Here is a 24,049-nt window from a genome sequence, read left to right on the forward strand (position 1 = left end):
AGGTGTCATTGTCCGTTTCTACTACCCAGTGATCTATTCAATGGCCCACTCGCGTCCTTGTCGTGGGCCGCGATTAAATCGTCCGTCAGGACGAGCTTGGCCCGCAGAATGTCAGTGACCGGCAGGCCCACGTCTTCTTCCGATTCAAGGCGAAGCCGGACCTGTCCGTCTTTCACCCCGACGATCCGCCCGGTAAACCGCCGACGCCCATCCAGCGGACGCCCCAGTTCGACACGCGCCGCAAATCCGGCGAACCGTTCGAAATCATCGGCCCGAACCAGCGGCCGATCAATGCCGGGAGAACTGACTTCCAGCGTGTAGGCGCCGGGTATCGGATCTTCGACATCCAAGATCGCCGACAACGCCCGGCTCACCTCCGCGCAGTCGTCAACCACGATGGCGCGACGGTCGCTCCGCTCGATCATCACCTGCAACCGCTTACGCTGCTGGCCGGAAAGCTGGATGCGCACGACGTTGTAGCCCATGGCGGCCAACGCCGGAGCGACCAAGGCTTCAATGTTGCCCAAGGCGGACATCTCGGAGGCCATGTCCTGCGGACATTCTGGAAACCTTGTACTCAGTTTGCACGATTGCCGTCGTCATCCCACCATAACGCAAAAAGGCGGGCCACTGGCCCGCCCCATCAAACCCCATCCGCGAAGAGGCCCAACGAGACCGAGTCGGCTGCGACTCACCAATGGTACTATAGGCATGGCGCGTTATGGCACAAGCAGTTTGCCCCGCTGCACGCCATATTCGCGCCTTGGACAGCGCTCGAAGCGGAGATAGGCGCATTTTCCGCCGGCTGCCAGCGCTTTGCTTTCGTAGCGGGTGGGTATCCAGTCTTGGGGTCTCCTCCGCCAGTCATCCGGCCGACGTGCCAGCCACCGAAAAGCGCGGTGGCGGGTCGCGTGCTGCAGGGTCCAGGCGACCGACCCCATGTGGTCGCTGGCGACCCAGATCTGACCGCCATCGGCGAGGATGTTGGCCAGCTTGTCCAGTGTTTCGGGCGACAGGAAGCGGCGCCTGTGGTGCCTCTTCTTGGGCCATGGATCGGAGAACAACAGGAAGATGCGCTCGACGCTGGCTTCCGCCAAGCGGGGGAGCAAGAGCCTAGCGTCGTCGTCGAAGATGCGAACGTTGTGGAGATCGGCTTCGGCGACGCGTGCGAGCAGGTTGGCGACACCGTTGACGAACGGCTCGCAGCCGATGAAGCCGATGTCCGGGGACGCAGCTGCGCGATGGAACAGGTGCTCGCCGCAACCAAACCCGATCTCCAGCCAGACCGGGGCGGTCGGCCGATCGAACGCCGTCCGCGGATCGAGAGCCACGCCATCGTCAGAAATCGGTACCCGCAGACGAGGCAGCAATGATCGGACCAGGTCTTGGCGGCCGGCTCTCAGCTTGCGTCCGTGACGCCGACCGTGAAAGCGGGGCGCGACCGCCGGGATGTGGCGATTCACTTTTTCCTGATCGTCGCGCGTGCCGCCGTGGTGCTGCGTCACAGGGCTCCGAACGCGGTTCGGAGAGCGCCGACGAGATCGGTGCGCTCCCACGAGAAACCGCCGTCGCTCTCCGGCTCACGTCCGAAATGGCCGTAGGCCGCAGTCCGCGCGTAGATCGGCAGATTCAGGTTGAGGTGCTTGCGCATGCCCCGCGGCGACAGGTCCATCAACTCCTGCAGCACCACGGCAAGCCTGTTCTCCTCGACCTGGCCGGTGTCGTGGAGATTGACGTAAACTGACAGCGGGTGCGAGACGCCGATGGCGTATGACAGCTGGATGGTGCAGCGATCGGCCATCCCGGCGGCGACCACGTTCTTGGCGAGATAGCGAGCCGCATACGCGGCGGAGCGGTCGACCTTGGTTGGATCCTTGCCGGAAAAGGCGCCGCCGCCATGAGGCGCAGCGCCGCCATAGGTGTCGACGATGATCTTGCGGCCGGTGACGCCGGCGTCGCCGTCGGGCCCGCCGATCACAAAGCGCCCAGTCGGGTTGACGTAGAACTGATCCTCAGGGCACATCCAACCGTCCGGCAACACCTCGACCACATACGGCCGCACGATTTCCCGGACGTCGTCCACCGAAATCTGATGGGCGTGCTGAGTGGAGACGACGATGGCGCTGGCGCCGACCGGCTTTCCGTCGACGTAGCGGAGGCTAACCTGGCTCTTGGCGTCGGGGCCGAGCATCGGCTCCTTTCCGGCGTGGCGGGCGCAGGCAAGCGCGCGCAGCATCGCGTGGGCGTAGAAAATCGGCGCCGGCATCAGCACCTCGGTCTCGCGGCAGGCATAGCCGAACATGATGCCCTGGTCTCCGGCGCCTTCATCCTTGTTACCGGTGGCATCGACGCCGAGGGCGATGTCAGCGGACTGCGAATGAATGTGGGAGGTGATTTCCGCATCCCGCCAGTGGAAGCCATGCTGCTCATAGCCGATATCGCGGACCGCCTGGCGGGCGATCTGCCGGAAGCGGTCGTGATCGAGGCTCTCCGGCCCTCGCACCTCGCCTGCTAGGACGATGAAATTGGTGGTGCAGAGGGTTTCGACAGCCACCCGCGATGTCGCGTCCTCGGCGAGGAAAGCGTCGACGATCGAGTCGGAGATGCGGTCGCACACCTTGTCGGGATGCCCCTCGGCTACGGACTCGCTGGTGAAGACGAAGTCATTTTTCCATTGGTGCGACACAGACGCCCCCTGTAAATTCCGCAACTTTGTTCTCCGGAACAATCATGCCGCGCGGTGTTTGGCGTCCGGCGGGGAAGCAGGACGCGCAAAAACACCTCACTGCGCCAGCCGCACGTTCCGGCTGACGGCCGTCGTTGTGACGAGGAAACTTTTGGAGGTCAAGAACCTTGGCTCGTCGTCCATCGGCGAATTCGAGGAATGCGCCGACGGACGTAATGATCGCTTCTAGTGGATCCGCTGGTCCGATCCAGCCAGCGGCTGTGACTCAACTTGCATCATTGACCCAGAAGTGCATATCCGACCTCGATCGGTTGAAACACGCGAACGGGTACAGTAACCCCCGTTAAGGATTGATCGCTCCCATGCGGCCGACGAGCTGTGCAACGTTCTCGCGCTTCTAAAGCCGCTTTACGCGAAATGCGCCGGCCGCCACCGTCACCTTCTGCGAGGTACCTCTTTTGCGCTTATGAGGCTTGGCCGTCGGTGCCCAGCGACTTCGCAAGCTCGAACAGACGACGCCGCACTTGGGGATCGGTGATCCGATAGTAGGCACGAACCAGCTCAAGCGTTTCGCGGCGGGTGAGAGGGTCCTGTTCCATGGACGGCTGCGGATGATCGGCCAGTCCCCAGGCCACGTAGCTATCGTCCGAGCGCGGGGCCTCCGGCATGTCGTCAAAGAAGAATGAGACGGGCACGTCCAAAATCCGGCTGAACTCGAACAAGCGGGAGGCGCCAATACGATTGGCTCCTCGCTCGTACTTTTGAATTTGTTGAAACGTCAGACCTACGGCTTCCCCTAACCGCTCTTGGCTCAAGCCGAGCAGCGTCCGGCGCAGCCGGACCCGGCCGCCGACATGGATGTCGACCGGATTGGGCGTGCCTGGAGGCATGCGCTCGAACCGTGCTGCGGGACCCGCAGAATTGCCCTTCCTCGTCGCCCTTTGCATCCTAACTTCGGTCATTTTTTTGACACACCTTATCGTTGGAACCCGCGGCCGTGCGCCTGCAGCTTCTACCCGCCCCGTGCACATCCTTTCCGCAACCGCACCCATTCTGAGCATTCGGACGATTGTATGCAAATTTTGATCGATTCCGCAACACTTGTTGTCGGGCACCCGCTTTCAACCATGTGTGGATCAAGGGACGACTAAGCGCCGTGGCTGAAGCGCCACCCGATGAGCCCTGCAGCTAGCACCATGACGAGCACTACGCCGTCCCCGAAGCGCGCATAGGGCGTGGGCGCAGCCAGCGGACGTGGCAACGGGCCGTCGAGGCTGCCGACCTTGCCGAGGTCGAGGGAGGCCACAGTGCGCCCGAACGGATCGACGATGGCGGAAACGCCGGAGTTCGCGACACGCACCAGGGGCAAGCCCTCTTCCACCGCCCGCAAGCGGGCGGCGGCGAAATGCTGGTAGGGCCCGGGGGAAATACCGTACCATGCGTCGTTGGTCAGGTTTAGCAGCCAGTCCGGGCGCCGGCTCGGCTCCGTCACCCGGCCGGGGAAGATCACTTCATAACAGATGAGAGGACTCGCCGGAGGCAACCCCGGCAGATCGAGGGTCGTTGGTCCATCGCCGCTGGAGAAATCGGTGCTGCCCGTGGTGACCTTGGCGAACCCCAACCACGAGCGCAGCGGCACGTATTCGCCGAACGGCACCAAATGGGATTTGTCGTACGTCCCCACGATGGCGCCTTGATCGTTGACCGCGTACAGGCTGTTCCAGATCTGCAACGATTCCGTGTCCGGCGTTCGCCGCAGCGTGCCGAGGATGGTCAGCCCTCCTGGCGGCGTAAAGCGGCCGATGAGCGCGAGGCGCTCGGGATCTTCGGCCAAGAACAATGGAGCCGCCGTCTCGCCCCAGATGACGTGGGTCGGTGCAGCTTCACCCCCCGTCCCGCGCCCCTGGTAGCCGAGCTTCAACTGGGCGACCAGATGCGCGTCCAGTTCGTCGCGCCGCCATTTTTGTTCCTGTGGAATGCTGGGTTGGATAAGGCGGAGATAAATTCCGGGAACGGTTTCGGTGTCTCCCGCGGCTGCCAGGCGTGCCGCGCCGCCAGCCCAGGAGACGACAAGAACGCTCGTCGCTATACCCGTCGCCAGCACCCCGCGCCGCCACGACAGCGCTGGATCCGCCAGCGCCGCCGGTATCGACGCGGCGGCAACCGTGACGAGGCTCAGCCCGAGCGTGCCGATGACCGCGGTCACCTGCATCATGGGGTCGGAGGCCGTCCAGATGGTGCCCACGAGGTTCCACGGGAAGCCGGTCAGCACCCAGCCGCGCAGCCACTCCGCCACCGTCCACGCTGCGGCGAAAACGACAATGCCGCCGATCCCGCGCCATCGCAGCCAGCGGGTCGCCCCCCCGGCAACGGCCGGAAAGCAAGCCAGCAAGGCCGCAAGACCGACAACAGCGAACGGTCCGGCCCAGATGAAGCCGCCGCCGCGCACGATGAAGGCATTGACGACCCAGTAGAGACCGAAAACGAAATAGCCGGCGCCGAACCACCATCCGGCCCACAAGCCGCCGCGCCGGCGCTGGGCGCTGTCGATGAGCCAATAGAGACCCATGAAGGCCGGCACGACGGCTGGCCAGACATGGAGCGGCGGCAGGGCAGCCACCGCCATGGCGCCGAGCAGAAACGCCACGCCATACCGCCGCCATCCTTGCAGTTCGGTGACTGTCGCTCGCGAGCGTTCCAGTGCGCCAAGGAACGGGCTCAACGTCCGGTCCGAGTGCCTCGCCACGACCAGCGGCGGCGCCCCGGTCGTCCCAGCGGTTATCATCGCGTATCCGCCGGCTCGGCCGCCTCTGCCGCTGACGGGTCCGGGCCGCTGGCAGGCACATCGACGCGGCGCAGACGCAGACGACGTATACGCCGCGGATCGGCATCGAGGACCTCGAATTCCAAACCCGCCGGGTGCTTGATCAACTCACCGCGGATAGGAATGCGCCCGATCAGGAGAAACACCAAGCCGCCGATGGTATCGATTTCCTCGCGCTCTTCCTTGCTCAGGACTTCACCGTATTCCTCCTCCAGGACTTCTATGTCAGTCCGAGCGTCGGCATCGAGCGAGCCGTCGGCGTTGCGCACCACTGTCTCTTCGGGCCCACGGTCGTGTTCGTCCTGGATCTCGCCAACAATCTCTTCGACAAGATCCTCAATGGTGACAAGGCCATCGACCCCACCGAACTCGTCGACGACAAGGGCCATGTGCATGCGCTTGACGCGCATTTCGAGGAGAAGCTCGAGCACCCGCATCGACGGCGCGACGAACAGAACGGGGCGGAGCACCTTGGACAGGCGAAAGGTGTTTTCTTCTTCACGCCAGGCCAGCACGTCCTTGATGTGGACCATGCCAATCGCGTCATCGAGCATTTCCCGGTAGACCGGCAGACGGGAATGACCGCCCCTGGTCATGAGGTCCAAGATCTCCCGCATCGTCGAACGACTCTCGGCAGCGATGATATCGGCGCGCGGGACCATCACATCCTCCACCGTCTCATCCCGCAGCCGCAGGATGTTGGCAAGAAGGGCGCGTTCGTCCTGATCAAGCGGAATTTCCGCTTCCTCGCGTTCCTCAATGATCTCGTCGAGGGAGTCGCGCGCAACCTGTTCGCCGTTCCGCGCACGTCTCACGCTGCGCATCAGGCCGCGGAGCATTTTTTTTAGTGGATACTCCTGCGGGATCCGCGCTTCGCCGGCAGCAACGTCGGGTGCGCTGGTTCCACCGGTTCCCCCTGGCTCGGCGTTGGCATTGGATCGACTCATTGCTGTTCCACCCCCGGTTCGGCATAAGGGTCGGGAATACCGAGCCCGGCGAGGGCGGTCACCTCCAACCGCTCCATCGCGTCCGCCTCTTGCGGCGATCCGTGATCGTACCCCAAGAGATGCATGGTGCCGTGCACGACGAGATGACTCAAGTGATGCTCGAGCAACTTGCCTTCGCGTGCAGCTTCCGCTGCCGCGGTCTCAAAAGCGACAACCACGTCGCCCAACAACAGAGGGTGGCCCGGCGCCGGCCGCTCTCCTGCCGCTGAGGCGGGAAACGCCAGAACGTTCGTCGGAGCATCCCGGGCGAGCCAAGCGCGGTTGAGTGCGCGGATCGAATCGTCGTCCGTCAGGACAACGCTCATTTCGGCCTGGTCAACCGTGAAGCGGATAACAGCGAGCGCCGCTTCGACCGCCCGCCTGCAGATCGCCTGCGCCCGCGGCAAAGCCTCCAGCCACGCCTGGCTGTTGACCAGCACCTCCAAATCAACAATTGCGCTCATTGCCGCGAGCTGGCCCTGCCGCGTAGCGCGCTCCGACTCCGAGGCGGCTCTCGGCCTCTTCATACGCCCGCACGATGCGGGTGACCAGCGGGTGCCGAACCACGTCCGCGTCCGTGAAGTGCACGAACGCCACATCGTCGACGTTGTGCAGGACTTCCAGGGCGTGACGAAGCCCGGAGCGTGTGCCCTTGGGCAGATCGACTTGGCTGAGGTCGCCGGTGACCACCATGCGGGCGTTCTGCCCGAGCCTGGTCAAGAACATCTTCATCTGCACCGAGGTGGTATTCTGCGCCTCATCCAGGATGACGAAGGCGTTGGCTAGGGTGCGGCCGCGCATAAATGCTAGCGGCGCCACCTCGATTTCGCCGCTCTCCAGACGCTTTACCACCTGCTGCGCTGGCAGCATGTCGTAAAGCGCGTCATAGAGCGGGCGCAGGTAGGGGTCGACCTTCTCCCGCATGCTGCCAGGCAGAAAACCCAGCTGCTCCCCCGCCTCGACTGCCGGGCGCGACAGGATGATGCGGTCGACGCCGCCGCTGACCAGCCGTTCCACCGCCTTAGCCACCGCCAAATAGGTCTTGCCGGTGCCGGCAGGCCCTAGCCCGAACACAAGGTCGAAGTCGTCGATCGATTTGATGTATGCCGCCTGGGTCGCGGTGCGCGGTGATACGGTGCGTTGGCGAACCCGCACTTCCACGTTGGCGCCGGATGTGTCGCCGGTCGCCGCTGCCATGCGCACCGCCGCGTCCACGTCTTCGCTCAAAACCGTCTGGCCGCGGCGGAGGCGCCCGTAGAGATGGTCGAGCACGGTGCGGGCCAGATCGACGGACTCCCCGGCGCCGGCGATGGTGACGCGGTTACCGCGGGCGTCGACACTGACATCGAATGCATGTTCGATGCGGGCGAGGTGGCTGTGATGGGAACCGAACAACTCCAGAGCGTAGCGGTTGTCGTCAAACTCCAGAACTAGGGACTTGTCATCGGCATTTGCGAGGCGGCGCGGCTGCAAGAGGCGGTTCAAGCCACGCACCTTTCGTCCATGGCGCCAGCGAGACTGTTGGCGTAACCGGCAACAATATGCACCGGCTGGATTGTCCCCAGGTTGGTCTCAGGCGCATCGGCGTGCACTGCCTGCATGTACGGGCTTTTTCCCACCAACTGCCCCGGCCGGCGCCCCCGCGTCTCGAACAACACCGGCAGGATCCGGCCTTCGCACCGCCGGTTGAAGGATAGCTGGTGCTCGTCGAGACGGGCCTGCAGGCGATGGAGGCGATCCGCCTTGACGGCTTCGTCCACTTGCGGTTCCAGCGAAGCGGGCGTCCCCGGGCGGGCGCTATACTTGAAGGAATAGGCCTGCGCGAAGCCGACCGCATCGACCAGGTCCAGCGTTGCACGGAAATCACCCTCGGTCTCGCCAGGAAAGCCGACGATGAAATCGGAGCTGAGGGCGATGTCGGGTCGCGCCGCCCGTAGCCGATTGATTATGCTCCGGTAGTCTTCAATCGTGTGGCGGCGATTCATGGCCGCCAGTACCCGATTCGATCCCGTCTGCACCGGCAAATGCAGGTACGGCATGAGCTTTTCGACGCGGGCATGGGCGGCAATAAGATCGTCTGTCATATCCGTCGGGTGGGAGGTGGTGTAGCGGATGCGCCCTACGCCCGGAATTTCAGCCACCTCCTCGATAAGCCGCGACAGGCGCCACGCACTGCCATCCGGCGCCACGCCGCAATAGGCGTTGACGTTCTGGCCGAGGAGCGTGATCTCGCAGGCGCCTGCATCGGCGAAGCGTCCCGCCTCCTCCACCACATCGCCGGCCGGGCGCGCGTACTCGGCGCCGCGGGTGTAGGGGACGACGCAGAAGGTGCAGAACTTATCGCACCCTTCCTGCACCGCGAGGTAACGCGACGGCCCAGCGCAGCCTTCGCGGCTGTGCGGAAGGTGGTCGAATTTCGGCTCGGTGGGAAATTCGGTTTCCAGCACCAAGCCGGCGGCGCGGCTCGCTCTCGCCACCATCTCCGGCAGTCTGTGGTAGTTCTGCGGACCGAACACCATATCCACCTGCGGCGCCCGCCGGAAGATTTCGCCGCCTTCGGCTTGCGCGACACATCCCGCAACCGCGATCAGCGGAACGGTGCTGCCCTGCTCCCTTGGGCGCGTCTTGAGCGGCTTGAGCCGGCCTAGCTCTGAGTAAACTTTTTCCGCTGCTTTCTCTCTGATGTGGCAGGTGTTGAGGATGACGAGGTCGGCCGTCTCGGCATCGTCCGTGCAAACGAACCCGAGTGGCGCCAGCACATCGGCCATGCGCTCGGAGTCGTAGAGGTTCATCTGACAACCGTAGGTCTTGATGCAGACGGTCTTGGTCACGACTAGATCGTCAGGCCGCAATCGCGACAAGGTAAAGGCGGTGATCGTTCATCAACCCGGATGGTCCCGAACCTGCATTCACGCACCAGCGTAACCGCACAAAGGCGAGAGTCAAGGCTCTCGCCCTGGTACTGTCGCTAACACGAGGTATGTCCGGCGTAGGGAACACATGATCTGTCCGGGATTAGAACTGCTCCAGACGGAGGAGCGGGATGCGACGGACAGAGTGTTTGCAAGGGCTACGTCTGATGAAGTTCGAGGAGGTTTACGGCAAGGTCTGCCGGGGTCGGCTGAGCGTGTCGGAGGCGGCTGAGGTGTTGGGGATGCCGGAGCGGACGTTTCGGCGCTGGCGGGGCCGGTACGAGGAGTCTGGCGCGGAGGGTCTCTACGACCGGCGTCTGGGCCGGGCCTCGGCGCGGCGGGCGGCGGTGGACGAGGTGGCGCGGGTTCTGGAGCTGTTCGACACGCGGTACTTCGATTTCACGCCGAAGCACTTCCACGAGAAGCTGGTCTCGGAGCACGGCTGCCGACGGGCTACAACTGGGTGCGACTGACCCTGCAGCGATGCGGGCGGATCACGCCGGCGCCACGTCGCGGGCCCACCGGCGAAAGCGGCCGCGGCGGCCGATGGCGGGAATGATGCTGCACCAGGACGGCTCCCGCCACGAGTGGGTGCCCGGCGAGCGCTGGGATCTGATCGTCACCATGGACGACGCCACGTCGGAGATCTACTCGGCGTTCTTCGTCGCCGAGGAGGACGATGTCGAGCTTCCGGGCGCTCGACGAGGTGATCTCGGAGCGGGGAGTGTTCTGCGCGCTCTATGCGGATCGCGGGTCGCACTACTGGCATACCCGGAAGCCGGCGGCAAGGTCGACAAGGACAACCCGACCCAGGTCGGCCGGGCACTCGCCGCGCTCCGCATCGAAGCTGATCGCGGCGTACTCGCCGGAAGCCCGCGGCCGCTCGGAGCGCATGTTTGGGACCCTGCAGGGCCGCCTGCCGCAGGCGTTGCGGGAAGCCGGGATCACCACCATGGAGGAGGCCAACCGGGACCGCGCGGGAGGTCTACATCCCCGAGCACAACGCCCGCTTCGCGCGGCCGCCGGCCGAACCGGGCTCGGCGTTCACCGCCTGCCCCGCCGGCATTCTCGAGGACGTCCTCTGCATCCAGGAAGAGCGCGTCGTCGGTAATGATAACACGGTGCGCTACCGCAACCGGATCCTGCAGATCCCGGCGGATCGTCACCGCCACCACTACGTCAAGGCGCGTGTCCGGGTTCACGAGTACCCCGACGATACGCTGGCCGTGTTCCACGGGCCGCGGCGCCTGGCGCGCTATGCGCCCGACGGAAATCCGATCGACGACGCCGATCAACAGGCGGCGTGACCTGCTTCGACGCCCGCCAGCCCCGTGGATTTGTGGACAAGGCTACACCTTCCCCACAACCCCACAGGGCCATCAGCCACAACAGAAGCGGTCAATTCATGTGGTACCTAAAGCGGCCAACTCAGTTTGTTATCGACACCCGCATCGCGTCCGGCCGTTGGGAGCGGAGGGATGAAGCGCCTTTACCAAACCTTCCAGGGGCGGGCTGCCGCAGGAGGTGCGGAGGCCATCCTCACGCTTTATGGCCAGGAGACGTGCCTGCGGCTTGGCGAGGGTGCGCCGGCAGGCTTACACTGGATATGGATTTAAAGGAGAGACCGGACGATGGACGCCGCGACGAACGCCGACTACGACAACCGCTTGAACCAGTACCTCAGGCTGAACAGCTTCCCGGTTGCGGTGAAGTTCCTGAAGACCTGGGACGAGGCGCCGCCCAAGGCGCGCCGACCGGCGAAGGACCTGAACAACCGCTTCACGACGTGTCAGGCCATTTCCATGTCTCGGCGCTACGGCTGGGTGCTGGCGCTGGGACGGGAGGACTCGAGCTGCGTGCTCGGCAGCATGGCGCTCGGCTTGGACAGGCGGTTGCCGCACTACACCGAGGGCAACCTCTGCGTCGACCTCTACACTGAAAGTCTCGAGGCCGGACGGCTCAGCGAGGACAGCGTGCCGAGGCTTCCGGAAGGCGAGCATGTCGGGGTGGTCACCGCGCCCCTCAACCGTGCCGCCTTCGAGCCCGCTTCGGTGATCATCTACGGCAACAGCGCGCAGATCATGCGCCTGGGCCAAGCGGTGCTGTGGAAGCGCGGCGGGACGATGAACAGCGCCTTCCGCGGCCGCATCGACTGCGCGGATCTCGCCATCGCGCCGCACATCACCGGCGAGGCGCAAATGATCGTGCCGTGCACCGGCGACCGCATTTTCGGCCAGGTCCAGGACCACGAGGTCGCCTTCAGCTTCCCCTACGCGATGATGGAGGAGATTCTCGCCGGCCTCGAAGCCACCCATAAGGGCGGCGCCGCCCGCTATCCCGTCACCCACTGGCTCAACTACACCGGCGGCTTTCCGCCCTCCTACAACGCCTACGCCAAGATGCTGGATGAGGAAGGGCAGCCGCGGGAGGCGTAAGAGCGGCGTCCCCATGGTTAAGCGCGAGAGACCTTGTCCGGAACCGTGCAAGCCCGGGTTGTCGATGCTGGCGTTCTTTAACCAGAGGATAATCCGGGCTATATTGACCGCATGACCGTGATTGCCTTCGATACCCTCAAGCTGGCGCGAAAGCTGGAGGCCGGCGGCTTTTCCGCACAACAGGCGGAGAGCTTTGCCGAGGCGTTTGCCGATGTGGTGCAGGACGCGCCGGGGGCGGATCAATGGGCGGAACTCCGGGCCGAGATGGCGACCAAGAAGGACCTGGAGGCGTTCGCGACCAAGAAGGACCTGGAGGCGTTCGCAACCAAGAAGGACCTGGAGGCATTCGCGACCAAGAAGGACCTGGAGGCATTCGCGACCAAGAAGGACCTTCAGGACCAGGTCGGTGCGATCCGGGCCGAGATGGCGACCAAGAAGGACCTGGAGGCGTTCGCAACCAAGAAGGACTTGGAAGTGCTGCGGTCGCAGAGCATGGCCGAGATTTACGCCGCCAAGCACGACATGCTCAAGTGGGCGGTCACCGCACTCGCCGCACAGGGCGCCCTGATCGTGGCGATTCTGAAGCTTTTGCCGTAGGCGGCGATATACCTTCGACCGTCTGTACCGATGAACTTGATTTAAATCTCCAGAAGCAGCCGCTGGGGATCCTCAACGCACTCCTTGACGCGGACGAGGAAGGAGACCGCTTCGCGGCCGTCGATGATGCGGTGATCGTAGCTGAGCGCCACGTACATCATCGGCCGCGCCTGGATCGAGCCGTCGGGCATGACGACCGGCCGCTGCTCCACCTTGTGCATGCCGAGAATGCCGGACTGCGGCGGGTTGAGGATCGGCGTCGACAACAGGGAGCCGAACACGCCGCCGTTGGTGATGGTAAACGTGCCGCCCTGCATCTCCTCAATTGCGAGCTTGCCGTCGCGGGCGCGCTTGCCGACGTCGGCGATCCTGGCCTCGATCTCTGCCATGCCGAGTTGGTCGCAGTCGCGCACAACCGGCACCACCAGGCCCTGCGGTGAGCCCACGGCAATGGCGATGTCGTAATGGTTCTTGTAGACCAGCTCCTCGCCGTCGATCTCTCCGTTTACCGCCGGGAACTCCTTCAGTGCCTGCACGCACGCCTTGACGAACACCGACATGACGCCGAGGCGGGCGCCGTGCCGTTTCTCGAACGCCTCGCGGTAGCGGCTCCGCATGGCATTGACGGCGGTCATGTCGATCTCGTTGAAGGTGGTGAGCATCGCCGCCGTGTTCTGGGCCTCCTTGAGGCGGCTCGCCACCATCTTGCGAAGTCGCGTCATCCGCACCCGCTCCTCGCGCGGCCCGGCCGGCTTCGCGGGCGGTGCGGCCGGTTTCTCGACTTCGCGCTTCTTCTCCGGCTGCGGCTGCGCCTTAGCCTCGGGCGCCGGAGCTTTTTCTTTCTCTCCGCTGTCGATGAACGCGAGAACATCGCCCTTGGTCAGGCGGCCATCCTTGCCGGACGCCGGAATCGCGGCCGCATCGAGATCATGCTCCTCCACCAGCTTGCGCACCGCCGGTGACAGGGCTGCGGCGGCCGGTCTGTTGTCCTCGCCGGACTCGGCTGTGGGCTCCGCCGGCGCTGGTTCCTCCGTCTCGGCCTCACCGGCGTCCCGCTGCTCCGCTTCGGTTACGGATTTCGTATCGCTTTCCTCTTTCGGGGCAGGCTTGGACCCGGCAGCGCCTTCGCCGATCTCGCCGAGCCGGGCCCCGACCTCCACTTCGCTGCCGTCGGGCGCGTCGATGGCGCTGAGGATGCCGCTGGCCGGCGCGTTGACTTCCAACGTGACCTTGTCGGTCTCCAACTCGCAGAGAGGTTCATCCGCCTCGACGGCGTCGCCCACCGCCTTGAACCACTTGGCTACGACCGCGGTTGTCACCGATTCGCCGAGAGCGGGAACCTTGATCTCCGTCGCCATCTTGAACCCCACGCGTCTATTGGTTGGCCGTTACACCGTCTGCGCTGGACGCCGAATGAACGGTTGCGGCATGGCATCGAGGTCGCTGCAGAGGGCCTGATCCACGAGCGTCTGCTGCTCTTGGACGTGCGCCCTGTGCGAACCTGTCGCCGGCGAGGCGGCTGCCTTGCGCCCGACGTACCTCGGCAGGACACTGTCCCGCTCCAGCTCCTGGAGAATGCTGATCAGGCGCGGCAGCACGAAGGTCCACGCTCCCATGTTGGCCGGCTCTTCCTGGCACCAGACCACTTCGGCATTGCCGTATCTCCAGACATGCTCCGTGACCGTCTGGCGCGGCCACGGGTACAGCTGTTCGACGCGGACGATGGCGACGTCGTCGATGCCGCGCTCCCGGCGCTCCTGCAAAAGGTCGTAGTAGACTTTGCCGGAGCAAAGAACCAGACGGCGCACTTTGGCGTCCGGAACCAGCCCGTCGACCTCCGGCAGTACTCGACGAAAGCGGGTGCCGGGTCCCATATCGGCCAGCGAAGAAACCACCAGCTTGTGGCGCAACAACGACTTTGGCGACATCACCACCAGCGGCTTGCGGTAGTTGCGGCGGATCTGGCGGCGCAGCGCGTGGAAGTAGTTGGCGGGCGTGGTGATGTTGACGACCTGGATGTTGTCCTCGGCGCTGAGCTGAAGGAACCGCTCCAGCCGCGCCGAGGAGTGCTCCGGCCCCTGCCCCTCATAGCCGTGCGGGAGAAGCATGACCAAACCGGAGAGGCGCAGCCACTTGGACTCCGCCGATGAGATGAACTGGTCGATGATCACCTGCGCGCCATTTGCGAAATCGCCGAACTGGGCCTCCCAGATGACTAGCGCGTCGGGCTCAGCCAGCGAATAGCCGTACTCGAATCCCAGCACCCCGGCTTCCGAAAGCGGGCTGTCGATCACCTCGAACATCGCCTGGCCGTCGCTGATGTTGTTGAGCGGCACGTAGCGGCGTTCGTTCTCCTGATCGACCAGAACCGAATGGCGGTGGGAAAACGTGCCTCGCCCCGAGTCCTGCCCGGAAAGGCGCACCGGCGCGCCTTCGAGCAACAGCGTGCCGAACGCCAGCGCCTCGGCGGTCGCCCAGTCGATGCCCTCGCCCGTCTCCATCATCTTGCCACGAGCGTCCAGCAAGCGGAGGATCTTTCGGTTGACATTGATCTCGGCCGGCGGGCGGGCGAGACTTTCGCCGATCAGACGCAGCATGTCCTCGGCGACCGCGGTGTCCTCTTCCCGCAGTTCTTCTTCGCCGATAAGGGTCTTGAGGCCTTCCCACTTGCCCTGCAGCCAGTCCGCCTTGTTGACCTTGTAGCTGCCCGCCGCGTCGAAATCGCTTTCGAGACGACTGCGGAAGCCGGATTCCATGGCCTTGACGTCATCCTCCGTCACCGTGCCGTCGGCGATCAGGCGGTCGGCATAGATCTCCTTGGTCGACGGATGCTTGGCGATGGCGCGATACATGATGGGCTGGGTGAACATCGGCTCGTCGCCCTCGTTGTGGCCGAAGCGCCGATAGCAGAACATGTCGATGACCACGTCGCGCTGGAACTCCTGGCGGAACTCCATGGCGATGCGCGCCACGTGCACCACCGCCTCGGGATCGTCACCGTTGACGTGGAAGATCGGCGCCTGCACCATCTTCGCCACGTCGGAGGGATACGGTGACGAGCGCGATTGTCGCGGGCTGGTGGTGAAGCCGATCTGGTTGTTGACGATCAGGTGGACGGTGCCGCCGGTGCGATAGCCCTTGAGCTCCGACAAGTCGAAGCACTCCGCCACCAGCCCCTGGCCGGCGAAGGCGGCGTCGCCGTGCAGCAGGATCGACATCACCGCCCGCCGCCCCTCGTCGCCGCGCTGGGACTGCTTGGCGCGCACCCGGCCGAGCACCACCGGGTTGACCGCTTCCAGGTGTGACGGATTGGCGCTGAGGGTGAGATGGATTTCGTTATCATCGAAAATCCGGTCGGACGAGGTGCCGAGGTGGTACTTGACGTCGCCCGAGCCCTCGACGTCTTCGGGATAGGCCGACTGCCCCTGAAATTCGGCGAGGATCGCGACGTAGGGCTTGTGCATGATGTTGGCGAGCATGTTGAGGCGGCCGCGGTGCGGCATGCCGATGACCACCGCTTCCACGCCAAGTTGCCCGCCGCGCTTGAGGATCTGCTCGATTGCCGGGATCATCGCTTCGCCGCCGTCGAGCCCGAAGCGCTTGGTGCCTGTGTATTTCAGGTGCAGGAACTTCTCGAAGCCTTCGGCCTCGATCAGCCGCTCGAGGATCGCCCGCTTACCTTCCGGCGTGAAATGGGTCTGGTTGCGGATGCCCTCGATCCGCTGCTGGATCCACGCCTTTTCTTCCGGATGCATGATGTGCATGAACTCGACGCCGATCGAGCCGCAGTAGGTCTCCTTCAGAATCTGCAGGATCTGGCGGATGGTCGCGGTGTCGAGGCCGAGCACGTTGTTGATGAAGATCGGCCGGTCCATGTCGCTATCGGAGAAACCCCAGGTCTTGGGGTCCAGCTCCGGATGGTACTTGTTTCCTTCCAGGCCGAGCGGATCGAAGTTGGCGATCAGGTGTCCGCGCACGCGATAGAGGCGGATCAGCATCAGCGCCCGGATCGAGTCCCGGGCCGCCTGGCGCACATCGACCCCGGCCGCGTCGGCTTGGACGGCCTGAGACGCTGGCGCGCCCACGCCGTCCCGGATCATCCGGGATCGCCGGGGCGCCCAGCTGGCGCCGGTGACCTCCGTCAGCAGCGCTCGGCCGTCGTCCTGAAGCTCGTCGAAAAAGGATCTCCAGCTTGGGTCTACCGAGTCCGGATCGTCCAGAAAGCGGCAGTAGAGTTCGGCGATGTAAGGAGCGTTGGCCCCGGTCAGGAACGTGTCGTGTTCAGCGCCCATGCGTCAAAACCCATGCAAAAAATAAGGGCGCGGCGAGGCGCCGCGCCCCTCCCGCATCAGGGTGTTCGAACTAGCCGCGCAAAACCTCCACCATGGTGCTGCCGATCGCTGCCGGCGATTCTGCCACGGCGACGCCTGCGCTTCTTAAGGCTTCGATCTTATCCCCGGCAGTCCCCTTTCCGCCAGAGATAATGGCGCCGGCGTGACCCATGCGCCGGCCCGGCGGCGCGGTCAGTCCGCAGATGAAGCCGACGGTGGGTTTCTTGACCTTGTTGTGTTTCAGAAAATCCGCCGCCTCTTCTTCAGCGGTGCCGCCGATCTCGCCGATCATCACGATGCACTCGGTCGCGTCGTCGGCGAGGAAGGCCTCGAGACAGTCGATGAAGTTGGTGCCGTTCAGCGGATCGCCGCCGATGCCGATGCAAGTGGTCTGACCGATGCCGGTCTCCGTCGTCTGCCCCACCGCCTCGTAGGTCAGGGTGCCCGAGCGCGAAACGACCCCGCACTTGCCCTTGAGGTGGATGTGGCCCGGCATGATGCCGATCTTGCACTCGTCCGGCGTGATGATGCCGGGGCAGTTGGGCCCGATCAGGCGCGTCTTGGCGTCCGCCAGCGCCCGCTTCACCTTCAGCATGTCCTGGACCGGAATGCCTTCGGTAATGCACACCGCCAGCGGGATTTCAGCGTCGATTGCTTCCAGGATGGCGTCGGCCGCGAACGGCGGCGGTACGTAGATGACCGTGGCGTCGGCGCCGGTGGCTTCCCGCGCCTCGGCGACCGTGTCGAACACCGGAAGGTCGAGGTGCCTGGAGCCGCCCTTACCAGGGGTGACGCCGCCGACCATCCTGGTGCCGTACGCGATCGCCTGCTCGGTGTGGAACGTGCCCTGCGCTCCCGTGAACCCTTGGCAGATGACTCTGGTTTGGGCATTGACCATGACAGACATTTACGCAGCCTCCTTCACGGCTTTGACCACTTTCTCGGCCGCGTCCGCCAGGTCGTCGCCTGAGATGATGGGAAGACCCGAATCGGCGAGGATTTTCTTGCCCAGGTCGACGTTGGTCCCGGCGAGCCGCACCACCAGCGGCACGTTCAGATGCACCTCGCGGGCCGCCGCGACCACGCCCTCGGCGATCACGTCGCAACGCATGATGCCGCCGAAGATGTTGACGAGAATGCCTTCGACGTTGGGGTCGCGGAGAATGATCTTGAACGCCTCGGTGACCCGGTCCTTGGTGGCGCCGCCGCCCACATCGAGAAAGTTGGCTGGCTCGCCGCCGTAGAGCTTGATGATGTCCATGGTCGCCATGGCGAGGCCGGCGCCATTGACCATGCAGCCGATGCTGCCGTCGAGGCGGATGTAGTTGAGGTCATGCCGGGCCGCTTCCAGCTCGGCAGGGTCTTCTTCCGCTTCGTCGCGAAGCTCCTCCACGTCTTTGTGGCGGAACAGCGCGTTGTCGTCGAAGTTCATCTTGGCGTCGAGGGCGATCACGTCGCCGGCGCCGGTGACCACCAGAGGGTTGATCTCCAACAAGCTGGCGTCGAGGTCGGTGAACGCCCGGTACATGCTCATCACGAACCGAACGCAGCTGCCGACCTGCTTGCCTTCGAGCTTGAGGCCGAAGGCGATCTTGCGGGCGTGGAACGGCTGGATGCCGATGGCCGGGTCGATGGCCACTTTGAGGATCTTTTCCGGCGTCTTCGCCGCGACCTCTTCGATGTCCATGCCGCCTTCGGTGGAGGCCATGATGGTGATGCGCGAATTGGCCCGGTCGATCAGCATGCTCATGTAGAGCTCGCGCTTGATGTCGCAGCCCTCTTCCACGTAGATGCGCTTGACCTCCTTGCCGTTGGGACCGGTCTGGTGGGTGACGAGGGTCATGCCCATCATCGACTTCGCCGCCGCGACCACGTCCTCGATGGACTTCACCACCTTGACGCCGCCGCCCTTGCCGCGGCCGCCGGCGTGGATCTGCGCCTTGACGACCCAGACCGGGCCGCCGAGGTCCTTGGCAGTCGCCTCCGCTTCCGGCCACGTGTAAGCGACGCCGCCGCGCGGTACGGCGACGCCGTATTTCGCGAGCAGCTGCTTGGCTTGATATTCGTGAATATTCATGGATGTCCTATTTTTCTAAGGTCGCGGCGGTCCGCACCGCACCGACTACATCAGGCCCTTTGCGACATCGACCAGTGAGCGCACGGCGTTCACCGAGTTATCGAACATCTGCTTTTCCTCGGCGCTGAGTTCGATCTCGACGATCTTCTCGATGCCGCCGGCGCCGATCACGGTCGGAACCCCGACATAGACGCCGCTCAGCCCGTAGACGCCATCGCAATACGCAGCGCAGGGCAGGACGCGCTTCTTGTCCTTCAGATAAGCCTCGGCCATCTCGATCGCCGAAGTCGCCGGCGCGTAGAATGCCGAGCCGGTCTTCAGCAAGCCGACGATCTCAGCGCCGCCGTCACGGGTGCGTTGCACGATCTTGTCGAGCTTCTCCTGGGTGGTCCAGCCCATCTTGACCAGGTCCGGCAGCGGAATGCCGGCCACGGTGGAGTACCGCACCGACGGCACCATGGTGTCGCCGTGGCCGCCGAGCACGAACGCGGTCACGTCTTGGACGGAGACGCCGAACTCCTCGGCGAGGAAGCAGCGGAAGCGCGCGGAGTCAAGGACCCCCGCCATGCCGCAGACCATGTGATGCGGCTGACCGGTGAACTCTCGAAGCGCCCACACCATCACGTCGAGCGGGTTGGTGACGCAGATGACGAACGCTTCGGGACAGTGGGTCTTGATCCCGTCGCCAACGGCCTTCATGACCTTGACGTTGGTGCCGATCAGGTCGTCCCGGCTCATCCCCGGCTTGCGGGCGATGCCGGCGGTAACGATGACCACCGATGCGCCGGCGATGTCGGCGTAGTCCTGTGTTCCCTTGAGCGACACGCTGACCCGCTCGACCGGGGCCGATTGCGCCAAGTCGAGAGCTTTGCCTTGCGGCATGCCTTCGACGACATCGAACACAACGACATCGCCGAGTTCCTTGAGGGTGATGAGATGCGCGAGGGTGCCGCCGATATTGCCGGCGCCGACGAGCGCGATTTTGGGTCTTGCCATTGGACCTCCCCCGTTTGTTGCGGCCGACATGACCGAGGTACGCTTTGCCGACGGTCACTTTGCCGCAGTGCAACATGAAGCGATGTGTGTACCGCGATCCTTGCGGAGAGGCAAGGGAAAGCCGATCTCGACCTGCGCATGCGGGACGCCGCGAAAGCTAACGGCGGGGAGGTTCGCGATGGCGTTACCGGGCCGGCGGACGAATTCGACGTCACGATGCGGACGATCCGGTTCCGAGATGGCCGCCCCGCCAGCATCGATGCCGAAACGGCCCGGATTCAGCTGTTGATTGCAGCAGCCGCACGTTGTAGGTTTCGAGCGCCGACTTCAGCTTAGGGGTCGACTGCCAGCGACAACGACCGCAGAGGGCCGCGCCGTTGGCCTATGAGCCGCCCATCACCATCGTCGACAAGCTCCGGTCGCGGTACGCGCGCGCGCGCAAAGCCAAGCCGCACACTCTCGCCAACACCCGCTCCATTGTCTCGTTTTCCTTCGATGATTTCCCGCGTTCCGCCGTCCGTGTCGGCGGCCGCATCCTCGCGGCGCACGGTGTGGTTGGCACGTATTACGTCGCCGGCGGGATGATCGGCAGGCGCGGCGAGAGCGGCGAGTTCGCGACCCATGAGGACGTGTGCGACGTCATTGCCAACGGCCACGAACTGGCATGCCACAGTCATAGTCACCAGGATGGCATGCGCGTGCCCGCGAGCGCGATGATGCGCGATATCGATCGCAACGCCCGGCACGTCGCGAGAACCATCGGCGGTTATCGCCTCCAGAATTTCGCCTACCCTTATGGCCGTGTCTCTCGGGGTCTCCAGGTCGCCGTCGGGGCGCGGTTCACGTCGGCGCGGGGCGTCCTGCCCGGGATCAACCACGGAACGATCGATCTTACCTATCTCCACTCCAGTCTGCTTTACGCTGCACCCGAGTATCAGGCGGCCGCACACCGGATGATCGAGGAGAATGTCCTGCTCGGCGGCTGGCTGATTTTCCTCACCCACGACGTCGGCCCGCATCCGTCCCCCTACGGCTGCACGGCGCCGCAGCTCGACGCGGCGGTGCGGGCGGCGCTGGCGTCCGGGGCTGAAGTGCTGACCGTGGCCGCGGCGCTGGACCGCATCGGCGTCCCCAAGCCGGAGCCATCGCGGTTGCGGGATCAAGACCGGCGCGCGGCGAACTGATATGATGCGGGCCGGTGAGCGCGGTAGGCGCTCTTGGCCAAGCAGGAGGGACGCATGCGCTGGCGAACGGGGCGACGAAGCCAAAACATCGAGGACCGGCGCGGCAGTCCGATGGGCGGCGGTTTCGGCGGCTTCCGCATGGGTCGTGGCGGCATGGGCTTTCCGGGCGGGATCCGGGTCGGCCGCCGCGGCGGGGTCGGCGGCATCGGCGCCATCATATTCATTCTCGTCGCGCTGTTCTTCGGCGTCGATCCCGGCATGTTCATGGGTGGCTCGGAGACCACCGCCGTCGCACCTTCGGACGCTCCATCCACGGCTCGACCGGCGGCCGAGAACGAGCTGAAGGATTTCGTGTCGGTGGTCCTCGCCGACACCGAGGACACCTGGAGCGCCGTGTTCAGGGAGGCGGGCGCCCAATACCATGAACCGAACCTGGTCCTGTTCACCGGCGCGGTGCAGTCCGCTTGTGGCTATGCCCAGGCGGCGATGGGACCGTTCTACTGCCCCGGCGACCAGAAGATCTACATCGACCTCGGCTTCTATGACGATCTCAGGAACCGGTTCGGCGCGCCCGGAGATTTTGCGCAAGCCTACGTGATCGCCCATGAGGTCGGTCACCACGTCCAGACCCTGCTCGGGATCAGCCCGAAGGTCCACGCGGCGCAACAGCGGGCCAGCCAGAGCGAAGCCAATGCGCTCTCCGTGATGCTCGAGTTGCAGGCCGACTGCTTTGCCGGGGTTTGGGCCAAACGCGCCGATCATGCGCGCAACATCCTCGAAGCCGGCGACATCGAGGAAGGTCTGAACGCGGCGAGTGCCATCGGCGACGATCGTCTGCAGCGGCGGTCGAGCGGCCGCGTGGTCCCGGATTCGTTCACCCACGGAAGCTCGGCGCAACGGGTCAACTGGTTCCGACGGGGGTTGGAGAGCGGCGACCCGGCGGCGTGCGACACCTTCAGCGCCCGCTCATGATCCGGGTCCATGTGGTTCGGCCGGGCGAACTGGCCTCGGCCGAACTGGCCCGCTGGTCGCAGCTTCAGGCCGCCGATCCACGATTGGCGAGCCCCTACTTCTCCCCCGGCTTCACGCTCGCGGTGGGCCGGGCGCGCCCGGATGCCCGTGTCGCCGTCATCGAGGGCGCAAGCCGCATCGCCGGTTTCTTCCCGTTTCAGAAGCGCCCGTTCGGGCTCGGTATTCCGCTCGGCGGGCCGCTTTCGGACTATCAGGGGATCATCGGCAATAGGGACATCACGATCGACGCGCCGGCGCTGTTGCGCGGCTGCGGGCTCGCAGGCTTCGCTTTCACCAACCTCATCGCGGCGGACGATGCCTTCAAGCCCTATCACCGCCGCGTCGATCCCTCCCATCAGATCGACGTTTCGGCGGGGGTCGACGCGTTCATGGCCGAGCGGCGGGCGGCCGGATCCGATGTCATCCCGGCCACCTTGCGCAAACGCCGCAAGATCGAGCGCGAGGTCGGGCCGCTGCGCTGGGTCCTGAAGGATCCGGACCCGGCGTCTCTCGAGCGGGTCATTGCATGGAAGCGGGATCAGTACCGGCGCACGCGGGCCGTCGACGGCTTCGCCTACCGCTGGCCGGCGACCCTGCTCGCGGATCTCCATCGCATCGACGCGCCGGAGTTCGGCGGCGTCCTCTCGACCTTGTGGGCCGGCGATCGGATGATCGCCGGCCACATGGGCATGCGTTCGCAGAGCGTGTGGCACTACTGGTATCCGGTCTATGATCCCGCCTTCGGCAAGTATTCGCCCGGCCAGATCATGCTGTTGGCGATGGTGGAGAGCTGCGCCGATCTCGGCGCCAACGTCATCGACCTCGGCAAAGGCGCCTACATCCACAAGCTGCGCCTCGGCAACCGCGCCGTCGACGTGGCCGAGGGCTATGCCGGGCTTGCCTCGCTGGCGACCGCAATGCAGCGCCTTTGCGTCCGGTTCGAACGGACGGTCCGGCGCCTGCCGCTCGGGCCGGCAGCCGAGTGGCCGGGCAAAGCCTTACGCCGCCTTGAAGGCCACCTGGGGTACCTGTGAGGGCACGCCGGCGGATGGATCAGCGCGTCCGCCTGCCGGCTCGTCGCGATGACGATGAGAGGCTGGCTACAGCGCCTTGGCGGCGACGATGCCGATGAACAGGACCAGGCCGAAGTCGCGGTTGGACCGAAAGGTCCTGAGGCAGCTATCCGGATCGTCGAGATCGACGAACACCACCTGCCAGATGGCGTGGAGGATCACCAGGACGATCGCGATCAGGTAGGGAAAGCTGAGCTCGGCCGCATATCCGGCCACCACGAACATCGCCGCCGCCAGCGCATAGAAGCCGGCGACCATGGGCTTGGTCTCGGCGCCGAACCGCAGCGCCGTCGAGCGGACGCCGATCAGCGCGTCGTCCTCCTTGTCCTGGTGGGCATAGATGGTGTCGTAGCCGAGCGTCCAGAACAGCCCGCCGATGTAGAGCGCGATCGCCGGCGCCGCCAGGTCGCCGCGCACCGCCGCCCAGCCGAGCAGCGCGCCCCAGTTGAAGGTGAGGCCGAGCCACGCCTGCGGCCAGTCGGTGATCCGCTTCATGAACGGGTAGACCGCGATCATCACCAGCGACGCGACGCCGAGCCAGACGGCGAAGGCGTTGAACTGCAGCAGGACGACCAGGCCGATCAGACACAACATGCCCATGAACAGCCAGGCCTTGAACACGCTCACCTCTCCCGCCGGGATCGGACGCCCCGCGGTGCGGGCCACCTTGGCATCGTAGCGCCGGTCGACGAGGTCGTTGAACGTGCACCCGGCGCCGCGCATCACCAATGCGCCGACGGCGAACAGTGCCAGGTACCACAGGTTCGGCCATTCTTCCGCGGCGAGCGCGATGCTCCACCACCCGGGCAACAGCAAGAGCCACGTGCCGATCGGCCGGTCGATGCGGGCCAGACGCAGATACGGACGCCACGCCGGCGGGGCGGCGCGAAGCACGGGGTTGTCGTCACGGATGTCGCTGGATGCGTTGGCCATTGTT

22 protein-coding genes are annotated in these 24,049 nt (G+C 65.0%); 7 read left to right on the forward strand and 15 right to left on the reverse strand.

Annotation, left to right across the window (positions count from 1 at the left end):
- Positions 1-5: 5 nt before the first annotated feature.
- The 9 genes from rimP to miaB all read right to left on the reverse strand — a co-directional run bounded on the left by rimP (position 6) and on the right by miaB (position 9,327).
- Positions 6-536 (reverse strand): ribosome maturation factor RimP, encoded by a 531-nt coding sequence (gene rimP, locus IPM60_07990; protein MBK8907834.1) that lies wholly within the window; start codon positions 534-536, stop codon positions 6-8.
- 183 nt (positions 537-719) lie between these two features.
- On the reverse strand, positions 720-1,463 hold the full coding sequence (gene trmB, locus IPM60_07995) for a tRNA (guanosine(46)-N7)-methyltransferase TrmB (GenBank protein MBK8907835.1): 744 nt from the start codon (positions 1,461-1,463) through the stop codon (positions 720-722).
- A gap of 38 nt (positions 1,464-1,501) precedes the next feature.
- Positions 1,502-2,686, reverse strand: coding sequence for a methionine adenosyltransferase (locus IPM60_08000; GenBank protein ID MBK8907836.1), 1,185 nt, complete (start codon positions 2,684-2,686; stop codon positions 1,502-1,504).
- Between the two features lie 464 nt (positions 2,687-3,150).
- Complete coding sequence (locus IPM60_08005) at positions 3,151-3,633, reverse strand: helix-turn-helix domain-containing protein (protein MBK8907837.1); 483 nt, start codon at positions 3,631-3,633, stop codon at positions 3,151-3,153.
- A gap of 200 nt (positions 3,634-3,833) precedes the next feature.
- A complete protein-coding gene (gene lnt / locus IPM60_08010; protein MBK8907838.1) occupies positions 3,834-5,471 on the reverse strand; it encodes an apolipoprotein N-acyltransferase in 1,638 nt (545 codons plus the stop codon).
- Entirely contained in the window at positions 5,468-6,349 is an 882-nt protein-coding gene (locus IPM60_08015) for an HlyC/CorC family transporter (protein MBK8907839.1), read from the reverse strand. Before IPM60_08015 ends, lnt begins: the two co-directional genes overlap by 4 nt.
- Before the next feature lie 104 nt (positions 6,350-6,453).
- Positions 6,454-6,960: an rRNA maturation RNase YbeY gene (gene ybeY, locus IPM60_08020; GenBank protein MBK8907840.1), complete on the reverse strand. Its 507-nt coding sequence runs from the start codon at positions 6,958-6,960 to the stop codon at positions 6,454-6,456.
- The gene (locus IPM60_08025) at positions 6,944-7,969 is read right to left on the reverse strand and encodes a PhoH family protein (GenBank protein MBK8907841.1); all 1,026 of its coding nucleotides are present in this window, start codon (positions 7,967-7,969) and stop codon (positions 6,944-6,946) included. The genes ybeY and IPM60_08025 overlap by 17 nt, the downstream gene beginning before the upstream one ends.
- An 8-nt stretch (positions 7,970-7,977) precedes the next feature.
- On the reverse strand, positions 7,978-9,327 hold the full coding sequence (gene miaB, locus IPM60_08030) for a tRNA (N6-isopentenyl adenosine(37)-C2)-methylthiotransferase MiaB (protein ID MBK8907842.1): 1,350 nt from the start codon (positions 9,325-9,327) through the stop codon (positions 7,978-7,980).
- Between the two features lie 248 nt (positions 9,328-9,575).
- Between miaB and IPM60_08035 the strand changes: the two genes are divergently transcribed.
- The 4 genes from IPM60_08035 to IPM60_08050 all read left to right on the forward strand — a co-directional run bounded on the left by IPM60_08035 (position 9,576) and on the right by IPM60_08050 (position 12,440).
- Positions 9,576-9,881, forward strand: a complete 306-nt coding sequence (locus IPM60_08035) for a helix-turn-helix domain-containing protein (protein ID MBK8907843.1) — start codon at positions 9,576-9,578, stop codon at positions 9,879-9,881.
- A 591-nt stretch (positions 9,882-10,472) separates the two neighbouring features.
- Positions 10,473-10,715, forward strand: coding sequence for a hypothetical protein (locus IPM60_08040; GenBank protein MBK8907844.1), 243 nt, complete (start codon positions 10,473-10,475; stop codon positions 10,713-10,715).
- Positions 10,716-11,039: 324 nt separating this feature from the next.
- Positions 11,040-11,843 carry a DUF169 domain-containing protein gene (locus tag IPM60_08045; GenBank protein ID MBK8907845.1) on the forward strand — a complete coding sequence of 268 codons (804 nt, stop codon included), beginning with the start codon at positions 11,040-11,042 and terminating at the stop codon, positions 11,841-11,843.
- Positions 11,844-11,954: 111 nt separating this feature from the next.
- Complete coding sequence (locus tag IPM60_08050) at positions 11,955-12,440, forward strand: DUF1640 domain-containing protein (GenBank protein ID MBK8907846.1); 486 nt, start codon at positions 11,955-11,957, stop codon at positions 12,438-12,440.
- 41 nt (positions 12,441-12,481) lie between these two features.
- On the opposite strand, the gene odhB is transcribed toward IPM60_08050, so the two are convergent.
- The 5 genes from odhB to mdh all read right to left on the reverse strand — a co-directional run bounded on the left by odhB (position 12,482) and on the right by mdh (position 19,844).
- Positions 12,482-13,798: a 2-oxoglutarate dehydrogenase complex dihydrolipoyllysine-residue succinyltransferase gene (odhB, locus tag IPM60_08055; protein MBK8907847.1), complete on the reverse strand. Its 1,317-nt coding sequence runs from the start codon at positions 13,796-13,798 to the stop codon at positions 12,482-12,484.
- A gap of 30 nt (positions 13,799-13,828) precedes the next feature.
- Positions 13,829-16,732: a 2-oxoglutarate dehydrogenase E1 component gene (locus IPM60_08060; GenBank protein MBK8907848.1), complete on the reverse strand. Its 2,904-nt coding sequence runs from the start codon at positions 16,730-16,732 to the stop codon at positions 13,829-13,831.
- 70 nt (positions 16,733-16,802) lie between these two features.
- On the reverse strand, positions 16,803-17,678 hold the full coding sequence (gene sucD / locus IPM60_08065) for a succinate--CoA ligase subunit alpha (GenBank protein ID MBK8907849.1): 876 nt from the start codon (positions 17,676-17,678) through the stop codon (positions 16,803-16,805).
- Positions 17,679-18,848 (reverse strand): ADP-forming succinate--CoA ligase subunit beta, encoded by a 1,170-nt coding sequence (gene sucC, locus IPM60_08070; GenBank protein MBK8907850.1) that lies wholly within the window; start codon positions 18,846-18,848, stop codon positions 17,679-17,681.
- 45 nt (positions 18,849-18,893) lie between these two features.
- Complete coding sequence (gene mdh, locus IPM60_08075; GenBank protein MBK8907851.1) at positions 18,894-19,844, reverse strand: malate dehydrogenase; 951 nt, start codon at positions 19,842-19,844, stop codon at positions 18,894-18,896.
- 377 nt (positions 19,845-20,221) lie between these two features.
- On the opposite strand from mdh, the gene IPM60_08080 reads away from it, so the two are divergent.
- Genes IPM60_08080 through IPM60_08090 form a run of 3 tightly spaced genes read left to right on the forward strand, consistent with a single transcriptional unit; the run spans position 20,222 to position 23,073 of the window.
- Positions 20,222-21,028 (forward strand): polysaccharide deacetylase family protein, encoded by an 807-nt coding sequence (locus tag IPM60_08080; GenBank protein ID MBK8907852.1) that lies wholly within the window; start codon positions 20,222-20,224, stop codon positions 21,026-21,028.
- A gap of 54 nt (positions 21,029-21,082) precedes the next feature.
- Positions 21,083-22,000: a neutral zinc metallopeptidase gene (locus IPM60_08085; protein ID MBK8907853.1), complete on the forward strand. Its 918-nt coding sequence runs from the start codon at positions 21,083-21,085 to the stop codon at positions 21,998-22,000.
- The gene (locus IPM60_08090) at positions 21,997-23,073 is read left to right on the forward strand and encodes a GNAT family N-acetyltransferase (GenBank protein MBK8907854.1); all 1,077 of its coding nucleotides are present in this window, start codon (positions 21,997-21,999) and stop codon (positions 23,071-23,073) included. Before IPM60_08085 ends, IPM60_08090 begins: the two co-directional genes overlap by 4 nt.
- Positions 23,074-23,139: 66 nt before the next feature.
- On the opposite strand, the gene IPM60_08095 is transcribed toward IPM60_08090, so the two are convergent.
- Positions 23,140-24,045 carry a 4-hydroxybenzoate octaprenyltransferase gene (locus IPM60_08095; GenBank protein ID MBK8907855.1) on the reverse strand — a complete coding sequence of 302 codons (906 nt, stop codon included), beginning with the start codon at positions 24,043-24,045 and terminating at the stop codon, positions 23,140-23,142.
- Positions 24,046-24,049 lie beyond the last annotated feature (4 nt).

Source organism: Rhodospirillales bacterium (assembly GCA_016710335.1).
Classification (GTDB): Bacteria; Pseudomonadota; Alphaproteobacteria; order Rhodospirillales; family Defluviicoccaceae; genus JADJXQ01.

Coding starts and splice junctions, on each gene's coding strand:
- rimP (MBK8907834.1), bottom strand. CDS start 536: ATGTCCGCCTTGGGCAACATTGAAGCCTTGGTCGCTCCGGCGTTGGCC.
- IPM60_08005 (MBK8907837.1), bottom strand. CDS start 3,633: ATGCAAAGGGCGACGAGGAAGGGCAATTCTGCGGGTCCCGCAGCACGG.
- lnt (MBK8907838.1), bottom strand. CDS start 5,471: ATGATAACCGCTGGGACGACCGGGGCGCCGCCGCTGGTCGTGGCGAGG.
- IPM60_08015 (MBK8907839.1), bottom strand. CDS start 6,349: ATGCTCCGCGGCCTGATGCGCAGCGTGAGACGTGCGCGGAACGGCGAA.
- ybeY (MBK8907840.1), bottom strand. CDS start 6,960: ATGAGCGCAATTGTTGATTTGGAGGTGCTGGTCAACAGCCAGGCGTGG.
- IPM60_08035 (MBK8907843.1), top strand. CDS start 9,576: ATGAAGTTCGAGGAGGTTTACGGCAAGGTCTGCCGGGGTCGGCTGAGC.
- IPM60_08045 (MBK8907845.1), top strand. CDS start 11,040: ATGGACGCCGCGACGAACGCCGACTACGACAACCGCTTGAACCAGTAC.
- IPM60_08050 (MBK8907846.1), top strand. CDS start 11,955: ATGACCGTGATTGCCTTCGATACCCTCAAGCTGGCGCGAAAGCTGGAG.
- odhB (MBK8907847.1), bottom strand. CDS start 13,798: ATGGCGACGGAGATCAAGGTTCCCGCTCTCGGCGAATCGGTGACAACC.
- IPM60_08060 (MBK8907848.1), bottom strand. CDS start 16,732: ATGGGCGCTGAACACGACACGTTCCTGACCGGGGCCAACGCTCCTTAC.
- sucD (MBK8907849.1), bottom strand. CDS start 17,678: ATGTCTGTCATGGTCAATGCCCAAACCAGAGTCATCTGCCAAGGGTTC.
- sucC (MBK8907850.1), bottom strand. CDS start 18,848: ATGAATATTCACGAATATCAAGCCAAGCAGCTGCTCGCGAAATACGGC.
- mdh (MBK8907851.1), bottom strand. CDS start 19,844: ATGGCAAGACCCAAAATCGCGCTCGTCGGCGCCGGCAATATCGGCGGC.
- IPM60_08085 (MBK8907853.1), top strand. CDS start 21,083: ATGCGCTGGCGAACGGGGCGACGAAGCCAAAACATCGAGGACCGGCGC.
- IPM60_08090 (MBK8907854.1), top strand. CDS start 21,997: ATGATCCGGGTCCATGTGGTTCGGCCGGGCGAACTGGCCTCGGCCGAA.
- IPM60_08095 (MBK8907855.1), bottom strand. CDS start 24,045: ATGGCCAACGCATCCAGCGACATCCGTGACGACAACCCCGTGCTTCGC.